General features: G+C 39.0%; 20 protein-coding genes. 8 read left to right on the plus strand and 12 right to left on the minus strand.

Translation table 11 applies throughout. The features are described 5' to 3' along the window. Positions 1-5 precede the first annotated feature (5 nt). Positions 6-572, minus strand: a complete 567-nt coding sequence (locus tag H7U17_RS06260) for a fasciclin domain-containing protein (RefSeq protein WP_186755810.1) — start codon at positions 570-572, stop codon at positions 6-8. 121 nt (positions 573-693) lie between these two features. On the opposite strand from H7U17_RS06260, the gene H7U17_RS06265 reads away from it, so the two are divergent. From H7U17_RS06265 to H7U17_RS06290, 6 genes are all read left to right on the plus strand, one after another. Beyond that, entirely contained in the window at positions 694-1,389 is a 696-nt protein-coding gene (locus H7U17_RS06265) for an SDR family NAD(P)-dependent oxidoreductase (RefSeq protein ID WP_186755811.1), read from the plus strand. 11 nt (positions 1,390-1,400) lie between these two features. Further along, entirely contained in the window at positions 1,401-1,901 is a 501-nt protein-coding gene (locus H7U17_RS06270; RefSeq protein WP_186755812.1) for a TspO/MBR family protein, read from the plus strand. Positions 1,902-2,188: 287 nt separating this feature from the next. Continuing rightward, positions 2,189-2,704 carry an SRPBCC family protein gene (locus tag H7U17_RS06275; RefSeq protein WP_230981291.1) on the plus strand — a complete coding sequence of 172 codons (516 nt, stop codon included), beginning with the start codon at positions 2,189-2,191 and terminating at the stop codon, positions 2,702-2,704. Position 2,705: 1 nt separating this feature from the next. Next, positions 2,706-3,800: an FAD-binding domain-containing protein gene (locus H7U17_RS06280; protein WP_186755813.1), complete on the plus strand. Its 1,095-nt coding sequence runs from the start codon at positions 2,706-2,708 to the stop codon at positions 3,798-3,800. After that, the gene (locus H7U17_RS06285; protein WP_186755814.1) at positions 3,793-5,259 is read left to right on the plus strand and encodes a cryptochrome/deoxyribodipyrimidine photo-lyase family protein; all 1,467 of its coding nucleotides are present in this window, start codon (positions 3,793-3,795) and stop codon (positions 5,257-5,259) included. Before H7U17_RS06280 ends, H7U17_RS06285 begins: the two co-directional genes overlap by 8 nt. Continuing rightward, positions 5,256-6,731, plus strand: coding sequence for a cryptochrome/photolyase family protein (locus H7U17_RS06290; RefSeq protein WP_186755815.1), 1,476 nt, complete (start codon positions 5,256-5,258; stop codon positions 6,729-6,731). Before H7U17_RS06285 ends, H7U17_RS06290 begins: the two co-directional genes overlap by 4 nt. On the opposite strand, the gene H7U17_RS06295 is transcribed toward H7U17_RS06290, so the two are convergent. The 4 genes from H7U17_RS06295 to H7U17_RS06305 all read right to left on the minus strand — a co-directional run bounded on the left by H7U17_RS06295 (position 6,728) and on the right by H7U17_RS06305 (position 10,269). Further along, on the minus strand, positions 6,728-7,456 hold the full coding sequence (locus tag H7U17_RS06295; RefSeq protein ID WP_186755816.1) for a carbon-nitrogen hydrolase family protein: 729 nt from the start codon (positions 7,454-7,456) through the stop codon (positions 6,728-6,730). The two genes, H7U17_RS06290 and H7U17_RS06295, sit on opposite strands and share 4 nt — an antisense overlap. 16 nt (positions 7,457-7,472) lie before the next feature. Then, complete coding sequence (locus tag H7U17_RS20795; RefSeq protein ID WP_394353713.1) at positions 7,473-7,628, minus strand: hypothetical protein; 156 nt, start codon at positions 7,626-7,628, stop codon at positions 7,473-7,475. A gap of 9 nt (positions 7,629-7,637) precedes the next feature. Then, a complete protein-coding gene (locus H7U17_RS06300; protein WP_394353714.1) occupies positions 7,638-8,033 on the minus strand; it encodes a dihydrofolate reductase family protein in 396 nt (131 codons plus the stop codon). Between the two features lie 298 nt (positions 8,034-8,331). Then, on the minus strand, positions 8,332-10,269 hold the full coding sequence (locus H7U17_RS06305; RefSeq protein ID WP_186755817.1) for a helix-turn-helix domain-containing protein: 1,938 nt from the start codon (positions 10,267-10,269) through the stop codon (positions 8,332-8,334). A 246-nt stretch (positions 10,270-10,515) separates the two neighbouring features. Here H7U17_RS06305 and H7U17_RS06310 point away from each other — a divergent pair, with 246 nt between their 5' ends. Next, on the plus strand, positions 10,516-11,130 hold the full coding sequence (locus H7U17_RS06310) for a hypothetical protein (protein ID WP_186755818.1): 615 nt from the start codon (positions 10,516-10,518) through the stop codon (positions 11,128-11,130). A 271-nt stretch (positions 11,131-11,401) separates the two neighbouring features. Next, positions 11,402-12,010, plus strand: coding sequence for a hypothetical protein (locus H7U17_RS06315; RefSeq protein ID WP_186755819.1), 609 nt, complete (start codon positions 11,402-11,404; stop codon positions 12,008-12,010). Positions 12,011-12,261: 251 nt separating this feature from the next. Here the strand turns inward: H7U17_RS06315 and H7U17_RS06320 are convergent, their stop codons facing one another. The 7 genes from H7U17_RS06320 to H7U17_RS06350 all read right to left on the minus strand — a co-directional run bounded on the left by H7U17_RS06320 (position 12,262) and on the right by H7U17_RS06350 (position 17,576). After that, complete coding sequence (locus H7U17_RS06320; protein WP_186755820.1) at positions 12,262-12,738, minus strand: MarR family winged helix-turn-helix transcriptional regulator; 477 nt, start codon at positions 12,736-12,738, stop codon at positions 12,262-12,264. Continuing rightward, positions 12,735-13,217 (minus strand): glutathione peroxidase, encoded by a 483-nt coding sequence (locus H7U17_RS06325; RefSeq protein ID WP_186755821.1) that lies wholly within the window; start codon positions 13,215-13,217, stop codon positions 12,735-12,737. Before H7U17_RS06325 ends, H7U17_RS06320 begins: the two co-directional genes overlap by 4 nt. Before the next feature lie 3 nt (positions 13,218-13,220). Next, on the minus strand, positions 13,221-13,643 hold the full coding sequence (locus H7U17_RS06330; protein ID WP_186755822.1) for a DoxX family protein: 423 nt from the start codon (positions 13,641-13,643) through the stop codon (positions 13,221-13,223). 310 nt (positions 13,644-13,953) lie between these two features. Next, the gene (locus tag H7U17_RS06335) at positions 13,954-15,123 is read right to left on the minus strand and encodes an Acg family FMN-binding oxidoreductase (protein WP_186755823.1); all 1,170 of its coding nucleotides are present in this window, start codon (positions 15,121-15,123) and stop codon (positions 13,954-13,956) included. 84 nt (positions 15,124-15,207) lie between these two features. After that, positions 15,208-15,786: a Crp/Fnr family transcriptional regulator gene (locus H7U17_RS06340; protein WP_186755824.1), complete on the minus strand. Its 579-nt coding sequence runs from the start codon at positions 15,784-15,786 to the stop codon at positions 15,208-15,210. Positions 15,787-15,824: 38 nt separating this feature from the next. Next, positions 15,825-16,247, minus strand: coding sequence for a DUF3995 domain-containing protein (locus H7U17_RS06345; protein ID WP_186755825.1), 423 nt, complete (start codon positions 16,245-16,247; stop codon positions 15,825-15,827). Between the two features lie 48 nt (positions 16,248-16,295). Next, on the minus strand, positions 16,296-17,576 hold the full coding sequence (locus tag H7U17_RS06350) for a CPBP family intramembrane glutamic endopeptidase (RefSeq protein ID WP_186755826.1): 1,281 nt from the start codon (positions 17,574-17,576) through the stop codon (positions 16,296-16,298). Positions 17,577-17,627: the final 51 nt, after the last annotated feature.

Below are 17,627 nucleotides of genomic sequence, written 5' to 3' on the forward strand. Positions count from 1 at the left end.
AACTGTTACATGCTTGGCAATAAAACCGTATCTACTACATGGATTACACCATTGGATTGAAATACATTTGGAATGGTTACGGCTGCCTTATTGCCACTGACATCAGAGATATATAATTTTTTCCCTTTCATCCAAGCGGTAAGCTCTTCGCCTTCCACAGTAGTCATTATGGCTTTTCCATCACCTTTTTTTATGGCTTTCATGATGTCTTTAGCACTCATTTTTCCTGCTACCACATGATAAGTAAGGACATTGGTCAAGGCTTTTTTGTTTTCTGGCTTTAATAGGCTTTCCACAGTGCCTTCAGGAAGGGCATCAAAGGCCTTATTGATAGGTGCAAAAACAGTGAATGGTCCATCACCTTGTAGGGTTTCTACCAAGCCTGCTGCTTTAACAGCTGCCACTAAAGTGGTATGATCATCTGAATTGACCGCATTTTCTACAATGTTTTTAGTGGGGTACATGGGTGCTCCACCTACCTCTACGGTTTTTTTTGATTGGGCAAATGCTTGGAATGCACCTAGTACAAAAAATGCTAGCAAAGCCACTTGTAAAATTTTTGTCGTTTTCATGAGTATATTATTTGTTGTTTGGAAGCATATACGCTGCGCTTTATAATACTGGATTGAGTGCTGTCTTAAATTCCATCTACAGGAGTTCCAAACAATTTTAAGCAGGGCAGGTTTTAAGGGTATGGCAAATTATTTAATAATCGGGGCTTCTTCTGGTATTGGAAAGGAGCTGGCAAGGCAATTGGCCAAGGAGGGAAATCAAGTTTGGGCTAGCTACAATCAGCATCAACCAGAAGCTATCAAAGGAGTACATTATTTTTCCTTTGATGTGATGGAGGATGATTGGAAGGGTAAAGAAATGCCTGATGAACTGCATGGCTTGGTCTATTGTCCTGGAAGTATTCAGCTCAAACCCTTTGGGCGTATCAAGGAGGAAGGCTTAATGGAGGATATTCAGCTTAATGTCAGTGGAGCAGTCAAGATCATTCAACGAGTATTGCCCAAATTAAAAAAAGCAGAACAGGCATCTATTGTACTATTCTCAACCGTGGCTGTGCAGCTAGGCCTGCCTTTTCATAGTCAGGTGGCCATTTCAAAGGGAGCTATTGAAGGCCTAACCAGAGCCTTGGCTGCTGAGTTGGCACCTAGTATCAGGGCCAACTGTATCGCTCCTTCTTTAACAGATACAGCCATGGCAAGTGCTTTGCTTTCCTCAAAAGAAAAGAGGGAAGCCAATGCCAAGAGGCATCCCTTGCGAAGAATTGGCAAGGCGGAAGATATTGCAGCGATGGCGGCGTTTTTACTCTCGGACAAGAGTTCTTGGATCAGTGGACAAATTATGCCCGTGGATGGCGGTATGTCCTCAATTAGAAACTAAAATTATTTTTTATGGATACCATTTTAGATTTTCAAAAAAACAAAATCAACTGGCTGAAGCTGTTAATTTGTGTGCTCGGAATTGTGCTCTTGGGCAGCATTTCTGGTTTGGCCAATATCGGTAATATTCAAACCTGGTATGCAGGTTTGGAAAAACCAAGCTTCAATCCTCCTAATAGTGTGTTTGGCCCTGTTTGGACTGCCCTTTATGCCTTGATGGGGGTGAGCCTTTATCTGATTTGGCAGTCTCCAAAAACCGCACAGCGGACCAAATCCCTTAAGATATTTTTTGTTCAGTTGGTATTGAACTTCTGCTGGAGTTTTATTTTCTTTTATTTCCATTTACCAGGTTTTGCGGCTATTGAAATTTTGATTTTATGGGGAATGATACTTTGGATGATCCTTAGTTTCCATAAAATTAATCATTGGGCAGCCTATATACAGATTCCCTACTTGCTTTGGGTCAGTTTTGCCAGTGTTTTGAATATCAGTATTTGGTGGTTAAATAGTTAGTTATGTTTCTGTATAATGTTCCGATACCCGAATAAACTAAGTCTTATCTATGAGGATGAATGCCATTCAATAGTCACCTCGAGCGTAGTTGAGGGGAGTGTTAAAGAATAAGAAATCTTTGGGTCTCAGTTTTGTCTTTTTGTCACCAAAAGCAGGTTTGATCTGATAGAAAATTACAGGTTTGATATGTGGTAATATCATTTTAGGAAGATTGTTTCAAAATATTACTAAACAATTCTAGAACAGTAAGGTTTAATTCCTGTAGATCTGATCCAAGGATTAGAGAAATGGAAAATATTCAAAAGATATTCATGGCACATTATCAGCTATATACCGAACAGAAAATTCCTGCTAGCTTGGAGGAAATCTGGGATTTTATTTCTTCTCCAGCTAATTTAAAAGTGATTACCCCAGACCATATGGGCTTTGATATTACCTCAAAAAACTTGCCTGAGAAGATGTATCCAGGAATGATCATTTCCTATAAGGTAAGTCCACTATTGGGTATCAAAATGACCTGGGTGACTGAAATTACGCAGGTACAGGAAAAAGAATTCTTTGTGGACGAACAGCGGATAGGCCCATATGCCATGTGGCATCATCAGCATCGATTGACTCCTCTCAAAGAAGGAGGGGTTTTAATGTCGGATATTGTAACCTACCAACCTCCCATGGGCCCATTGGGAGCCCTGGCCAATGCACTTTTAATCAAAAGACAGCTGAAACAAATTTTTGATTATCGCTTTATAGCGGTAGAAGAGAAGTTTGGAAAATATGAGCCTGCGGCCATTCTAGAAAATTGAAATGCTATTTCCAACTGAATATAATCAGATCATCCATCGTTTAGATCAGGTGGACCCTATAGCTTATGGTCGATCACGTAATTTCCTTGATGGAGCTGTGACCCATCTTTCACCCTATTTATCTAGAGGTGTGATCTCCACCAAGCAAGTGATGGAGCATGTTTTGGGAAAAGGATACGAGCCGAGTCAAATCACCAAATTTCTTCAAGAGTTGGCCTGGAGGGATTATTGGCAACAGATTTGGATTACCAAGGGAGATGCGATTAATAAAGATTTGAAGCAAGTCCAATCCCCTGTTCAAAACCATAAAATGCCCAAGGCCATTATTGAGGGCAATACAGGGATAGAGGTTGTTGATAGACAGGTCGAAGAATTTTATGCAACTGGATATTTGCATAACCATGTTCGCATGTACTTGGCGGCTATGGCTTGCAATATGGGGCAAAGTCATTGGAAAATTCCGGCAAAGTGGATGTATTACCATTTATTAGATGGTGATTGGGCCAGCAACGCGCTGAGTTGGCAGTGGGTGGTGGGAAGCAATAGCCACAAAAAATACCTGGCCAACCAAGAAAATATCAATAGATATTGCCATTCTACTCAGCGAGGAACTTTCTTAGATCGCAGTTATGAGGAATTGGCTGAAATGGACATTCCTGAGAGGTTAATACCTACCGCTTTACCTGATTTGACAGTAAGCCTTCCAGATGCAAAGGACTTAGATCTAGATCCCAAAAAGCCGACTTTAATTTATAATTTTTATAACCTTGATCCACTTTGGAGGAAAGAAATGGACGCTAACAGGATATTATTATTGGAACCGAGCCATTTTGACCAATATCCAGTGGCCCCAAAAACCATTGACTTTATATTGAAGTTGGCAGAAAATATAGAGGGTTTGCAAGTGATGGTCGGGGAGTTTTTAGAGTTGGAGACAAAATATAGCCTAGAGAAAATTTTCTATAAAGAGCATCCCTTAAATAGACATTATACTGGCACAGAAGATATCAGGGACTGGATGTTTTCGGTGAAGGGCTATTATCCTTCTTTTTTTGCATTTTGGAAAAAGTGCCAAAAACACTGGCGAGATGGCTAAAAAGGACATTAATATTGTTTGGCTCAAGCGTGATTTGAGATTACAAGATCATTGGCCATTGAAAATGGCTGAAGAGGCAGAATTACCCTACTTGATTATTTATTGTTTTGAGCCAAGTCTCATTAAATATCCAGATACATCGCTCAGACATTTGCAGTTTGTCTATCATTCCATAGAGGCCATGAATAAAGAATTGGCCCCCTTTCAAAAACAAGTAGACACCTTTTATGCAGAGGCTGTAGAGGTTTTTTCTTTGTTGATGGAGTATTTTAATATCAACAATGTCTGGGCCTATCAGGAAAGTGGTACACAATTGACTTGGGATCGGGATAAAGCAGTTTCAAAACTGTTGATAGCCAACCAAGTTAATTGGGAGGAATGCCAAAAAGATGGGGTAATTAGAGGGATTCGTAACAGGGAAGGTTGGGATAGGCAATGGTATCAAATGGCCCATTCTTCTATTATCCAAAATCGTTACAAGAAAGGCACATCGCTATCTATCCCCTTTGAAAGAGTATTGCCAACAGATTTAGGGAAAAAAATAAAGGAGTATCCCAAAGCATTTCAGCCGGCAGGAGAGAAAAATGCTTGGCACTATCTGGAATCCTTCGTGAATAAAAGAGGGATGAACTACCGCAAACATATTTCCAAACCAATGGAAAGCAGACAGTCTTGCGGCCGGATTTCTCCTTATTTGGCATGGGGGAACTTGTCTATCCGTCAGGCCTATCAATATGTCAGACAACATGAAAACTATCCAAAACAGAAAGCTGCTTTCAATGCTTTTCTAACCCGCTTGAAATGGCATTGCCACTTTATTCAGAAGTTTGAGGTGGAGTGCAACTATGAGCATACCTGCATCAATAGAGGATATGAACTCCTTCATCATCCTGAAAAATCCAGTTGGATTGAGGCTTGGGAAAATGGTTATACGGGTTATCCTTTGGTGGATGCTTGCATGCGTTGTTTGAGGGAAACCGGATGGATTAACTTTAGGATGAGGGCCATGTTGGTTTCCTTTTTTTGTCACCATCTGTTTCAGGATTGGCGCAAGGGGCATTATCACCTTGCCCGGTTGTTTTTGGATTATGAGCCAGGAATTCATTATACCCAGTTTCAGATGCAAGCAGGCACTACCGGGGTCAATACTTTGCGTATCTATAATCCTGTCAAGCAATCCCAGGATCATGATCCGGAAGGGAATTTTATCAAACGTTGGGTGCCTGAGTTGGAAAAGGTTTCTAGTGCCTATATCCATGAACCCTGGAAAATGCCTCAGTTGGAGCAACAAATGACGGGGTTTATTGTAGAAGAAGCCTATTCAGTACCCGTTGTAGATATTCATGAGAGTGCCAAAAAAGCCCGTAAAGCCATTTGGGGCCACAGAAAAAACGAGCAGGTCCAAGTAGAGAGGGAAAGGATCATTAACACCCATACGAGAAATAGCATCAGCAAATGAAAACTGTCAATATTATTTTTCCCCATCAGCTGCATGAAAAAAGTCCTTTGGTGGACAATGGTTATCCAGTGTACTTGGTGGAGGAATTTTTGTTTTTTCGCCAGTATAAATTCCATCAGCAAAAGCTATTATTCCATAGAGCGAGCATGAAAGCCTATGAGAATTACCTTAAGAAAAAAGAAATTAAGCTAAAGTATATACCAAGTACTGATAAGGACTCAGATATACGGGAATTGATTCCTAAACTGGGCAAGGAAGGGTTCAAAAAAATTATTGTTATTGATCCAACAGACAATTGGCTAGAAAAGCGGATAAGGAAAGCTTGTCAAGAGGTGGGCATAGAGCTGGAGATGCATGAAAGCCAGTTGTTTCTCAATACCAAAGCTGAGCTAGAGGAATATTTCGGGAAAAGGAAAAAATACTTTCAGGCAGATTTTTATGCCCAGCAAAGAAAGAAGCGTGAGGTATTGATGGATGGCGAGCGCCCCATTGGCGGGAAATGGAGTTTTGATTCGGAAAACCGAAAAAAATATCCCAATAAGAAAAGTCCTCCCCAAGTCCACTGGCCCAAAGAAAATGCTTATATCAAGGAGGCCAAGGGCTATGTGAAAAAGCACTATGCTGATAATTATGGGAATATTGATCATGGATTTTTTTATCCAGTTACTTTCTCAGAGGCCGCATCTTGGCTGAAGCAGTTTCTGGAACAACGTTTCCATGAATTTGGTCCTTATGAGGATGCCATGGTAAGGGAGGAAAGTATTTTGCACCATAGTGTGCTGACGCCCATGCTCAATGTGGGTTTGCTTTCACCTCAAAAAGTGCTTGATTTGGCCCTTGTCTATGCCAAAGAGAATGAAGTTCCCTTGAATTCTCTGGAGGGTTTTGTGCGGCAGGTGATGGGCTGGAGGGAGTTTATCCGCGGGGTTTATGAATGGAAGGGAACAGATGAGCGGACTAAGAACTTTTGGGGATTTGACCGTAAGATTCCAACAGCTTTTTGGGAAGGAAAGACGGGGATTGCTCCCCTTGACGCGACCATCAGGAAAACCCTCAATACTGCCTATAATCACCATATAGAAAGACTGATGGTGTTGGGCAATTTTATGCTACTTTGTGAATTTGATCCCGATGAGGTTTATCGCTGGTTTATGGAAATGTATATTGATGCCTATGACTGGGTGATGGTGCCGAATGTATATGGCATGAGCCAATTTGCCGATGGTGGACTGATGGCCACCAAGCCCTATATCAGTGGCAGCAATTACCTGAAGAAAATGAGTGATTTCCCCAAGGGGGACTGGGAGGAAATCTGGGATGCCTTATTTTGGCGTTTTATGCATGTGTACCGGGACTTTCTTCAGCAAAATCCCAGGTTGAAGATGCTTCTGGGAACATTTGACAAGATGGACAAAACCAAGCGAGAAAAGTTATTGGAGAAGGCTGAGCATTTTTTGGGAGGATTGTCTTAATTTTCTTTTTTTATAACCTCCTCAGTTTCCGGGTCAAAAATCAATAGTCCTTCCCTATCCTTTTCCAGCCTCCCTAGAATTTCTCCTTCTTTATTCCAGACCGCACTTTGTCCGGCACTTAAATAATTGTCACAATATCCGATACAATTGGCCAGCAAGACGGGTATTGAGAATTGCTTTGCGATTTTTGGATAGTGTGCATAGGCCTTTTTAATTCCATTTTGGGATTTGGCCACGCTGGCCATGTAGATTTCTGCCCCAAGTTTTTTGGCATTTTCAGCATGTTCCTCTAGCAAGGATTCATAGCAGATGGCCGGGGCAATTTTGGTGTTTTTCACATTCAACACCACTTGTTCCTTCCCTTCAATAAAATAGGGGAGTTCGTCTGCGTGCAATCTTTGTTTAGAGTATATAATCCTCGATTGGTTAGGTTGAAATATGACCATGCCTATATTGATTCCTAATGGTGTTTTGAAGGGGATGCCGAGTCCTATGATGATGTTGTTTTGGTCGGATAACTTCTGAAATTCATCCAATCTAGCATCGCTTTTCTCCATGGCCAATTCCTGGGCTAGCTCTGGTTCATAACCCGTAAGTGACAATTCTGGAAAAGCGATAAAGTCTACTTTTTCTAAAATGGAAATTTCAATCCACTTTTTATGGATCTTGATATTCTCCTGTATATCTCCTTTTCTTGGTTTTATTTGTGCGATTCCTATTTTCATTCCAGAGAACTCTTTCTTATTTCAGTTTTGGATGATAATAAAGCAAGATGGTTCCGCTTTTAAAAGTTTTGCAATCCTTTAATTCTAGCGTGATGTTATGATTTAGATTGTCTAAAATAGGTGCCCCAGCCCCAATAAACACGGGGTCGATCATTATTTGGTATTCGTCCACCAAATTGGCTTAGGCCAGCTGCTTAAGGATCTTGCCACTGCCTAAAAGTGTAATATCCTTGTCTCTCGACTTTTTTAATGTTGTTATTTCTTCAATAAGGTTTTCTTTGATGATTTTGGTGTTTTGCCAGTCTGCAGCTTTCAGGCTTTTACTTACCACCAGTTTTTCAGCCTTGTTCATGCCCTCGGCAACCTCAGGAAAGGCATCATAGGCCATTTGGCTAGGCCAAAAGCTTTTCATCATTTCAAAGGTGATCCTACCAAAAAGCAGAATACTGTTTGATTTTAAACTTTCAGCAGAATAGTCGGCTTCTTCTCCACCGTGCTGGTGCCAATCAATATTTTCGTGGAGATCTTTATAAAATCCATTTAAGGAAATGAATGTGAAAGAGGTCAGTTTAGTCATGATAATTCTTTTTGCTTGTTGGTTTTTTTAAAGTGTTTTATTATTGATGATGTGTACCATTGCCTTGGTAAGGGGGAATAAAATAATTTATAATGTATATCCGTAATTTCACCAGTAATGGTTAAAAGCGAATCTAAATGTTCGTTTTGATTAGGATGTCAACTGCTTCGGTCTTCAGGCTTCAAACTTCCGACCACTTGAGCAAAGGATTTTTTGTTACTGGCATCATTGCTGATAATCAGATAATTTATTCAGTTGAATTACTTCTTTCGCTTGATAGCCATCATTTCCAGCCTATTTAATCTTCAAAATTGTCGGCAATTTGCTCTTTCTTAAAAGGGATATTTAAAGTTGAAACGAAGTTTTTAAACTCTTCATCCTCTTTAATCCCATCAAAGGCGGGAACAACAGATGCCCAGGCAACAAAGGCATGTTTTGGTTCGGTGTTCAGCATTTTTACAGCTTCTTTTGTTTTATTTAGTCCAGCATATAAAACTGCCAAGGTCCAATTTTTCCAAGGAGATTTTGGCCATGCTTTTACTTCTTTTATGAGTTCATAGGTTTTTGCCGTTTCTCCATTTTGACCGTTGAATGCACCATAAATGCCAGCCATTCTAGGATTTAATTCATAAGCCTTTTTATATGCCTGCATTGCCCGTACCGTGTCGTTTTTTGATTGATAAATAAATCCTTTAGTAAAATGGCCTGTCACGTTGTCTGGGGATATCTTCAGGGCATTTTCCACTTTTTCCAAGGCCACATCATAATGTCCATAATAAGCATATAGCCAGCCTGACCATGCAATATATTTGGGGTTAAAAGGATCCAGTTTTTCTGCTAATTCATGGTGTAGAATGGCATTTGATTCGTCTCCAATTAGCATACAATACCATGCCTTATCATAATGGACATTGGGCATGTTTGGGTTTTGGGAAAGAATGAAGTCAAATATTTTTTCTGCCTCTTGCCAGTTTCTTTCATGGTAGATATTGATACTCGCTAGGGCGGCATAAGCCTCCAGTTGCATGGAATCGAGCTCAATTGCTTTCCGAGCTGCAACCTTTGCCATATCGAATACATTTCTGTTTTCGGAGGAGCTGTGTCCCAAAATCACATATCCATAAGCTAGACCTGCATATACCAACGGTTCAGCCGGATCATTATCTAGAGCCTTGTATAGGTATTGGATTCCTTTGTCAAACTCTTCCTGACTGGACTTATGAAGATAATGCATGCCCCTTATATAATTTTTATAAGCTGCTGTATTTACCTTTCTATTTTTATGGTTGAACAATTCTTGCTGAGCATTAATTACCCCTGTAGATATTCCAATGTCTTTTGTGGCTTCATTTTGGATAGAAATGATATTTTCTAAGGAATTATTATAGGTAAAATGCCGTATATCAGATGCTGAAGTGCCTGGCTGGGACATGCTTAATTGTAGTACCAGACTATCCCGGTCCGAATAATTTATCTCTCCAGAGACTAGAAAATCCACTCCCAATTCTTGGATGATATTATCCATGGTTTTATTGCTGTCTTGATATTTTAGAGTTGTTTCTCTGGAAAGGATTTTAATTCCCTTGATTTTACCCAGAGAACTGATAAGTCCTTGGTGTATGCCTTCAGATAAAATATCCTCATTGATCAATTTAGAGGTAGCTTCTATAGGTAGAACGGCTATAGATTTTGTTATTGATGGTTCATTGTCCTTGCCTAAATTTAAGCTCAGGCCCCCTACTATGGCGATCAATAGCATAATCACCAGGCCGGAAGAATAAACTTTGAATTTTTTTCTGTCCAGATTATAAAAATGAAGTAAATTCCAAAAAGGGTTCTTGTTTATGGACTTGTCTTTTGTGGTGTCTGTTTTTGAAAGGATTGGAGGAGGGACTTCAGTTCTGTATTTTACATCTCCCGGAGAAAAGTTGTACTGATCATGAAAACATTTTGAAAAATAGGATGGACTTTTGAACCCAACACTATAGGCAATTTCAGAGACGGTTGACACCTCATTTTTTAATAAAATATAGGCCTTTTGCAGCCTAAATAACATGATGAATTCACTGGCGGATTTACCTTTGATTTGATGCAGTTTCCGGTGTAGATTGGATCTACTAATTCCTGCTGAAGCAGCCAGTTCCTTTACTCCGAATTTCTCATTTTGGTAGTTTTCTTCCAGTATGCCATTCAGCTTGACTATAAACGTCTCATTCATTGATAATAATGGATCCATGACTAAAAATTTTTAGAAGGAACTGGTTATAACAATTTACGGATAAAAATTGGTAATGGCCATTGATTAGCTACGGGAAGTACTTCAAGGCAGAATCTAATAAGCTGAAACATACTTTAAAGCTTTCGCAACATAGTTTAAAGGACTTGCAACAAGAAAAAACTACAATGCTCATCTTAGTGAGTACCTTGTAAGTGTCTAAAAATAAAGGTTTTTAGAGATTTGTGTAACTAAAGTTTATCCATTATGAGAACGTTGATATTTCTGTTTCTTCTTGGCTGTTTTTCATGTTGCTTAACAGCTTGTGTAACTGATTTGAACGAGGGGCCCATCAATGATCCGAAAGGTTCAGACTTAGTCCTTCAGGTAAAAGGCTCCAATTATTTGGAAATCCCATTTAAAGCAAAATTCCAAACTCGTGCTGCAGAAGATTCAGGCGATGGGTTATGTTCTTTCGTTTCCCCCCAAGATTTTTGGAGGAAAGAACATCAAGTAGGTAGTGGAAATGCAACACATATAGGCAATTTTACAACTGATTTAAGATTTTGTTTCCATATTGTATTAAATGATGAAGGCCTTCCTGATTTTGAAGGGGGATTTGGTGAGTTTACAGGAAGCGTTAATATAATCACCGCCAATAATGGTGATCAATTATTTACCAAAGGTAATGGTAGTAGTATCATGCCCATCCAAGATGAGAAGTATGTCCTGGAATTCAAGCACAATATTGATGTAATAGGAGGCACGGGGCGATTTGAAAATGCTTCAGGCGGATTTATCAATTACGGTAAAGTTCGTTCGGATGGATCTGGAACAGATCATGTTCATGAGGGGATCATCATATTAAAGCGTCCAATGTGATAGAGGGGCTACATTTTACCTTGATTCAATGAATCATAGATAAAATTATAACCTATCACCAATATAATATTAGGCTTGACTGCTCCAATAAAACTTAATTAAGGATTTAAGTATTTATTGTTCCTAAATACCACCCATCTTTCGATTACTTATAAAATGAAGGCAATTCCTCAGTTGAGGAGTGACTATTGGTTTACCATCATCCCTAGCTTTAATAAGGTTTTTTTGCAATAGCCATTTATAATATTTGTTGAACTAAAATATATATACCATGAAAACCTTAGTATTATTATTTCTTCTGGGTACTTTACTATGTGTGTTTACTGCATGTGAAACAGCTTTGGACGAATCACTTGATAATGGTAATCAGGAATCAGAACTGTACTTACAATCTAGGTCGTCAACAAAAGAATTAGCGGTGCCTTTTAAAGCTCGAATGCAGACCAGTCAAGCTGATGATGCTTTATCTGAATTGTGTTCATTTACTTCACCAGCGGATTTCTGGGGATTGGAGCACCAAGTAGGTGGTGGGAATGCAACTCATATGGGCAATTATACTATTGACTTGAAATTTTGTTTCCATGTGGTTTTGAATGAGGAGGGCCTGCCTGATTCAGAAAGTGGATTTGGTGAGTTTGGAGGAGGTGACGCTGTTATCGAAGCAAATAATGGTGATTTATTGTACAGTTATTTTGATGAGGGAGTCCTCGTCCCCGTTCAAGATGAAAATTACGATTACGAGTTTGTAACCATTTTCCATATTACCGGAGGTACAGGAAGGTTTGAAAATGCCTCAGGAGAAATCACGAACTATGGTTATGTCAAGGCGGATGGTTCAGGAACTGATCATATTCAAAAAGGTACCATTATATTAAACTAATGCTAGCTATATATCATTTAGGTAATTTGGAACTGGCTGATTTTATTGGTTGTCCACTGGATTCATCAATATCAATATGGCCAGTTCCTAATGGTTAAATTTTCTAATGCATTTTAGTTGTTGGAAAAATGCTAAATATCTAAATCATGAAATAGTTACTAATTGATGTCTTTGTTGGAGCTATTGCCGTATTATTTATGAATTTCCCTATCGCTATATTTTAACTTAACGATTCATTAACTGTTGAAATATCATTCTTTCCCTTCTTTTATGGATAGACTTTTTTTTGCAAGGATATCCACTAGTTCAAATAGGGTCTTTTGGAAATTGAGCAAATCAGTATCTTTCATGCTATTGTCCTGAAAAGAATCGATGATTTTTTTAGGTATGGACATGGCTTCTTTTTTAAGGGCTTTACCCTCTTCACTCAGAGAAACATGGACGGTTCTTTCATCCTCTTCGGAGCGTTTGCGCAGGATCAGTCTTTTTTGTTCGAGCCGCTTCAATAATGGCGTAAGGGTATTGGATTCCAGGTATAGCCGCTGGCCAATTTCTTTTACACTTAATTGCTCATACTGCCATAGTACCAGTAGTACCAGGTACTGTGGATAGGTAAGGCCCATATTCTCCAAATACGGGCCATATATTTTTGTAGTAAGGCGGGAGGCAGCATAGAGCGGAAAGCATAATTGGTTTTCCAAATAGAGGGAGGCAGCGTCATCTTTCATTTTTGCAGGGTTTGTCTAATGATCTTTTCCATTTTCTCAGGAGAGGTAGTCGGAGCAAATCTTTTTACCGGCTGGCCATTGCCATCTATTACGAACTTAGTGAAGTTCCATTTGATTTTACTGCCCAAGATACCACCAGAAAGTTTTGATTTAAGGAATTTGAAAAGTGGATGTGCATTTTTTCCATTCACTTCGATTTTTTCAAACATGGGAAAACTTACTCCATAATTCAGCTGACAAAACTCTTGGATTTCATCGGATGTTCCAGATTCTTGATTGGCAAATTGGTTACAGGGAAAACCTAAAATTACCAAGCCTTGATCTTTATAATGTTGATAGAGTTTTTCTAAACCTTCATATTGAGGCGTGAGGCCACATTTACTTGCTGTATTGACTACCACTACAGTTTTTCCTTTGTATTCGCTCATGCTAGCATTTTCTCCATTCAGCTTTTGAGCTTCAAAATCATAAAATGTCATCTTCTATTTCTGTTTTCGGTTTAACAAATATTTTAATGCGCCCGTTGACCAAAGTGCCCAGAGGATAAGTACGGGTTGGAAGAAAAGTCGGATCAGCCTTTTTTGATTAGTGTCCAATCCAAATGCACTTATCTCATTGGTGTATTGTGAAATGTTCCCTGGAAATATCAAAACATAAAATACGGCCAATATTATACCAACCTTAACCTGATGCTTCCATAGAAAGATCATGGCCAGACCAAGAGAAATTTCTACTATCCCCGAGGACAGAACCACAAAGTCCATAAAGGCCGGATCACTTGGTAACCATCTGGGAACTTGCGCTTGAAATTCTTCCCGTTGGAAGGTTAAGTGTCCGATTCCTGCTAGGGTCATAAAAGACCCCAGAAGGATGCGCATGATTTTTTGAAATAGGTTAGTTTTCATTATGGTCGTAAGTGATTAAGTCGTTCACGATTCAAATATAATGAGGTTTTCAGACCTTTCAAATTTTATGTCGTTGAAATTCTTAGTCTTATTTCCGTTTATGCCTGAGGAGAGTTTTTTGGGTATTGCGCTAAGGTTTTAGATAGGATAAAATAGTGAGACTGTCTCAAATCTGGTGTTTTCTGTTTCAAAAGAAGTTTTTTGTCTTTCTTGTTTTTGAAATCCAATAACATATAGTTCGTACTTCAGGATATAGTAAAAAACATGGAATGTGACAGTCTCATTTTAATCATGTGGGAAAATGGGCTATTTATTCCAACAAATAGCTTTGCAGATGTTGACGGTAGCTGTAATAAGGTGCCTTAGATTTACCTATCCTTACCATCATCTGTATCTTTTCTCCTGCTTTAACATCCCAAATCCGGTCAAGCTCTACACTTAGCTCTTCCATTTCATCAAATTCTTGGAGGGCTTGGTTATAGGGGTGGGCATACATCCCAAACTGACATAAGGAAAGTGAAAACCTAACGAAATCCCTGCCCGAGGCTATCCAGTCGAGATAGCTATTGCTTGGACTAATCCAGCATACCACCCCCTGGGTACTGTCAATTGCTTTTTTAATGGATTTCATGGATTTATCAATGGTCTTTGGATCATGCCATTTTTTAGGATTGCCATTATCTACTGCCAGTTCCACTATGGTTTTTGTTAAGCCTTCATAGCCCATTTGGGGCATGCTTAAGCCATAGCGCTTTTTGGCTCTTTGCTTTTCATTGAAGCTAAATAGGCGTCTGGTTTCCTCATTGGTCCGGTAAGTCCTGGACTCTATATCCAGACCCTGATAAAAAATGTTTTTTAAATCAGTCAAATCCTCGTTCCTAAAGATTAGCCTGGAATGACTTTTTCCTGCATTGGCCTTAATACTTTCAAAAGTGGCTTGCGAAATTTTTTCTGCCGTATAGGACTTCCGATTGGTTTGCCTTTTGTAAATATAATCAGCAAGAGGATCTTTTGCGCCACCTTCTTTGAGGCGAATGGAAGCTACTGGCTTTTGCCCAAAATCAGCTTGGCTTTGGTAGCCTTCAGGGAAATAATTTACCTGAGTCTGATAACCCAAACTGCTGGCCCCAATGATCAGGGTTTCTATAAAACATCCAGCGCCCATATGGATTTGCCTTGATGGTGGATCAGTGGCGGGCAGAAGTCTGTTTTCGTCCACATAGAGGAGCATTTCCTGCTCATCGACAATTTTAAATTTCCAGGACTGTGTATTATGGGGACTTGGGGCATTGATCCCTAGGGCTATGGCCTTCAATATCGGCTGGTCAAAATCACTAGGCTTGGGCCTTTTGGTCCAGCGCTCGGGCTTCTGAAGTTTAGGGGTGGTACCTGCAAAAATAGGGGAGCCAACTACAGCTGAGATAAACATGGATACAGTCATCATCTGACTTGTTTTTATCATGAAGTTTCTTCGTTCCATAATGCTTTGTTATTTGTTAATAGAACAAAGCTAAAGGGCAGGCTGGCCAATATTATTGACCTAGATCAAGAAAGGAAGAAGACTTTATTGAGAGGTCAGTTTTTTGCGGATCCGGCTGAGGGTCTCAGGTTTAATATTAAGATAGGAGGCAATTAGATATTGTGGAATGCGCTGTGGCAGGTCGGGTCTTCTACTGATGAGTTTTAAATACCTGGTTTCAGCATCGTCCATCATCAGGGATTTGGCCTTTTGTTGCCAATTGATAAAAAGTGTTTCGGCCATGATTCTTCCCAATCTCTCAAAAACTGGATTTTGGGCATATAAGCTTTGAATATCATCAAAAGCGATGACCAATAGTTCGGAATCTTCCAGACACTTGACATTCTTGTCTGCAGGTAAATGGGTCAAAAAACTATAATAATCCGTTATGAATTCATGATCTAGAGAGAACTCATCAATGATCTCCTGTCCATCCTTGTTGTATGAGCAAAGCATGCTGCCTTTTAGAATAAAGCCAATTTTTTTACAAACCTGTCCTTCACGAATAAAGTAATCGCCCTTTTCTAGGTGGAGAGGTTTAAACTTTGAAAGAAAAACTTTTAAATCAGCCTCTTGCAAAGGAAAGACTTGTTTGAAGTGCTCTATCAGTTCCTGATTGCTCAAAATCTATATTGGCTTAGTTTGGACTTGTGTAATTAAGTTTAAAGTATCTGGACCAAAATGCCCAGAATTCCCAGTATCAAACATAAGGGAGAAAAGAATTTACTGTCCATTTTTCCAAAGTCAGTTTCCCTTATACTTTTAAAAAATCCCACATACTTAAATTCTCCCACTGCCCTTAAAAGAAATATCAATGGAATGATCCAGCCAGCATAATTCATGATCCACTCGGGCCAACTATATTCAATCTCAATCATTCCAGACTTGACAAGATAGAACAATCCAAAGGCTGTTAATCCTAAACCTACTACAGCGCTGTCAATTTTTTTTGGGTTTAATACTCTTTCTCCCTTTTCATTGGTGGGCAAGGATTCAACAAAGCCAAATTTTCCTCCAAATACCCAGTTGAAATGGATTATTCCTAAGACAAATAGAATGAAAGATAAAAGGCTAGGTAAAAACATTTTTATGAGGTTTTATTCTTTTGTTATGATTTCAATGGTTCACTCGATCTACTGAAATTCTATATGGATAAACTCCACCGAATCACTGGCATTGACCAATTTCAAGCCATAAATGGAGCTCAATTGCTCTTTCATTCCTGTAGAATCCTTTGAAGCTAGTTTAATATTGAATCTTCCTGGAAGCTTGGATTTCATCCTTACCTGCTTGCCCTTTGATCCTTGAATTGCCCTCGCAATTTCAGACAAAGGAGCTCTGAAAATAGCGGTTGTATCTATTCCAGTTTTGATATATTTTCCCTTTAAGGAATCCGTTTTATACTGGTTTAATTTTAGGGTATCTTCAATCACCAATTCCCAGGAACTGGTTAATTTCAATTCCTTGGATTTCTGGAACTGATATTTTTCTACCAGGTAATTTTCAACGACCGTTTTATCCATTGAACCTGAATCCAATTTGTTTTTATAATTGATGATAAAATACTTGTCCATTTTCTTTTCATTATTGGACTGGATTTGCCAAGTGTCCACTTTTGAATAGTGACTTATTAAATTCCTTAATTGGTAATTATTGAAAATAAGGGAGTCAGAAAATGCAGCATAAAACTTTTTCGGCATGCTATCAATAGTGACTTCCTCGATACGGACAGTGTAATCCTCAGTTTCTTTTTGGAATACCTTTAGCCCATTATCCATAAGGAAAAATGGCGATAAGAATATCAGGTTATGAAAGGCATGTAAAACGAAACTATATATAAGACTGTAGCGGACGCGTAAGTATCCTCCCAAAAGTCCAAATGATATTTGTGGAAGGGTGAGGAGCGGAAAGATATAGATCAGCTGCTTATAATCTCCAAAATTGAAAATATGGATAAAGCCAAAGAGCAAAGCAGAGAAATAGAAAATGTATTTATATTTCGCATACCAGAGCTTTTTAACCTTTTTTTCCATTTTTTGCTGAGTTTCCTTGCCCCCTATATAAAACAGTGAGCTAAATAGTCTAAGCAGGAAATTGTATTTATACCTGAGGTAAGACCTGAACACAAGCTCTTCTAAAAATGGTACTAGAAGTACGACGAGGAAAAATAAAGTAGACTTTGGATGTTGCTGCAATAATTCAATTATACCATGATTTTCGAAGGAAAATAATCCAGCATTGGCCAGAGCGCTAATTATAACTATGCATAATCCAGCGACTATTATATCAATTATTAATATGCCGGTCCAAGCATATAATTTCGCCTTAAATGATTGATATGGACTAGGTTGATCTTGTGGACTTTTTAGAAACTGTAATAGGTCTGCGTAGGTACTTTTAAAAGTATTAAGCATGGCTTTTTAAAATTATAATGACCGTTTGAAACTTGCAGGATGTATGAAATA

Origin of the sequence: Echinicola salinicaeni, assembly GCF_014280965.1 — a bacterium.
Taxonomy (GTDB): Bacteria; Bacteroidota; Bacteroidia; order Cytophagales; family Cyclobacteriaceae; genus Echinicola; species Echinicola salinicaeni.

Coding starts and splice junctions, on each gene's coding strand:
- H7U17_RS06260 (WP_186755810.1), bottom strand. CDS start 572: ATGAAAACGACAAAAATTTTACAAGTGGCTTTGCTAGCATTTTTTGTA.
- H7U17_RS06265 (WP_186755811.1), top strand. CDS start 694: ATGGCAAATTATTTAATAATCGGGGCTTCTTCTGGTATTGGAAAGGAG.
- H7U17_RS06270 (WP_186755812.1), top strand. CDS start 1,401: ATGGATACCATTTTAGATTTTCAAAAAAACAAAATCAACTGGCTGAAG.
- H7U17_RS06275 (WP_230981291.1), top strand. CDS start 2,189: ATGGAAAATATTCAAAAGATATTCATGGCACATTATCAGCTATATACC.
- H7U17_RS06280 (WP_186755813.1), top strand. CDS start 2,706: ATGCTATTTCCAACTGAATATAATCAGATCATCCATCGTTTAGATCAG.
- H7U17_RS06285 (WP_186755814.1), top strand. CDS start 3,793: ATGGCTAAAAAGGACATTAATATTGTTTGGCTCAAGCGTGATTTGAGA.
- H7U17_RS06290 (WP_186755815.1), top strand. CDS start 5,256: ATGAAAACTGTCAATATTATTTTTCCCCATCAGCTGCATGAAAAAAGT.
- H7U17_RS06295 (WP_186755816.1), bottom strand. CDS start 7,456: ATGAAAATAGGAATCGCACAAATAAAACCAAGAAAAGGAGATATACAG.
- H7U17_RS06300 (WP_394353714.1), bottom strand. CDS start 8,033: ATGACTAAACTGACCTCTTTCACATTCATTTCCTTAAATGGATTTTAT.
- H7U17_RS06305 (WP_186755817.1), bottom strand. CDS start 10,269: ATGGATCCATTATTATCAATGAATGAGACGTTTATAGTCAAGCTGAAT.
- H7U17_RS06310 (WP_186755818.1), top strand. CDS start 10,516: ATGAGAACGTTGATATTTCTGTTTCTTCTTGGCTGTTTTTCATGTTGC.
- H7U17_RS06315 (WP_186755819.1), top strand. CDS start 11,402: ATGAAAACCTTAGTATTATTATTTCTTCTGGGTACTTTACTATGTGTG.
- H7U17_RS06320 (WP_186755820.1), bottom strand. CDS start 12,738: ATGAAAGATGACGCTGCCTCCCTCTATTTGGAAAACCAATTATGCTTT.
- H7U17_RS06325 (WP_186755821.1), bottom strand. CDS start 13,217: ATGACATTTTATGATTTTGAAGCTCAAAAGCTGAATGGAGAAAATGCT.
- H7U17_RS06330 (WP_186755822.1), bottom strand. CDS start 13,643: ATGAAAACTAACCTATTTCAAAAAATCATGCGCATCCTTCTGGGGTCT.
- H7U17_RS06335 (WP_186755823.1), bottom strand. CDS start 15,123: ATGGAACGAAGAAACTTCATGATAAAAACAAGTCAGATGATGACTGTA.
- H7U17_RS06345 (WP_186755825.1), bottom strand. CDS start 16,247: ATGTTTTTACCTAGCCTTTTATCTTTCATTCTATTTGTCTTAGGAATA.
- H7U17_RS06350 (WP_186755826.1), bottom strand. CDS start 17,576: ATGCTTAATACTTTTAAAAGTACCTACGCAGACCTATTACAGTTTCTA.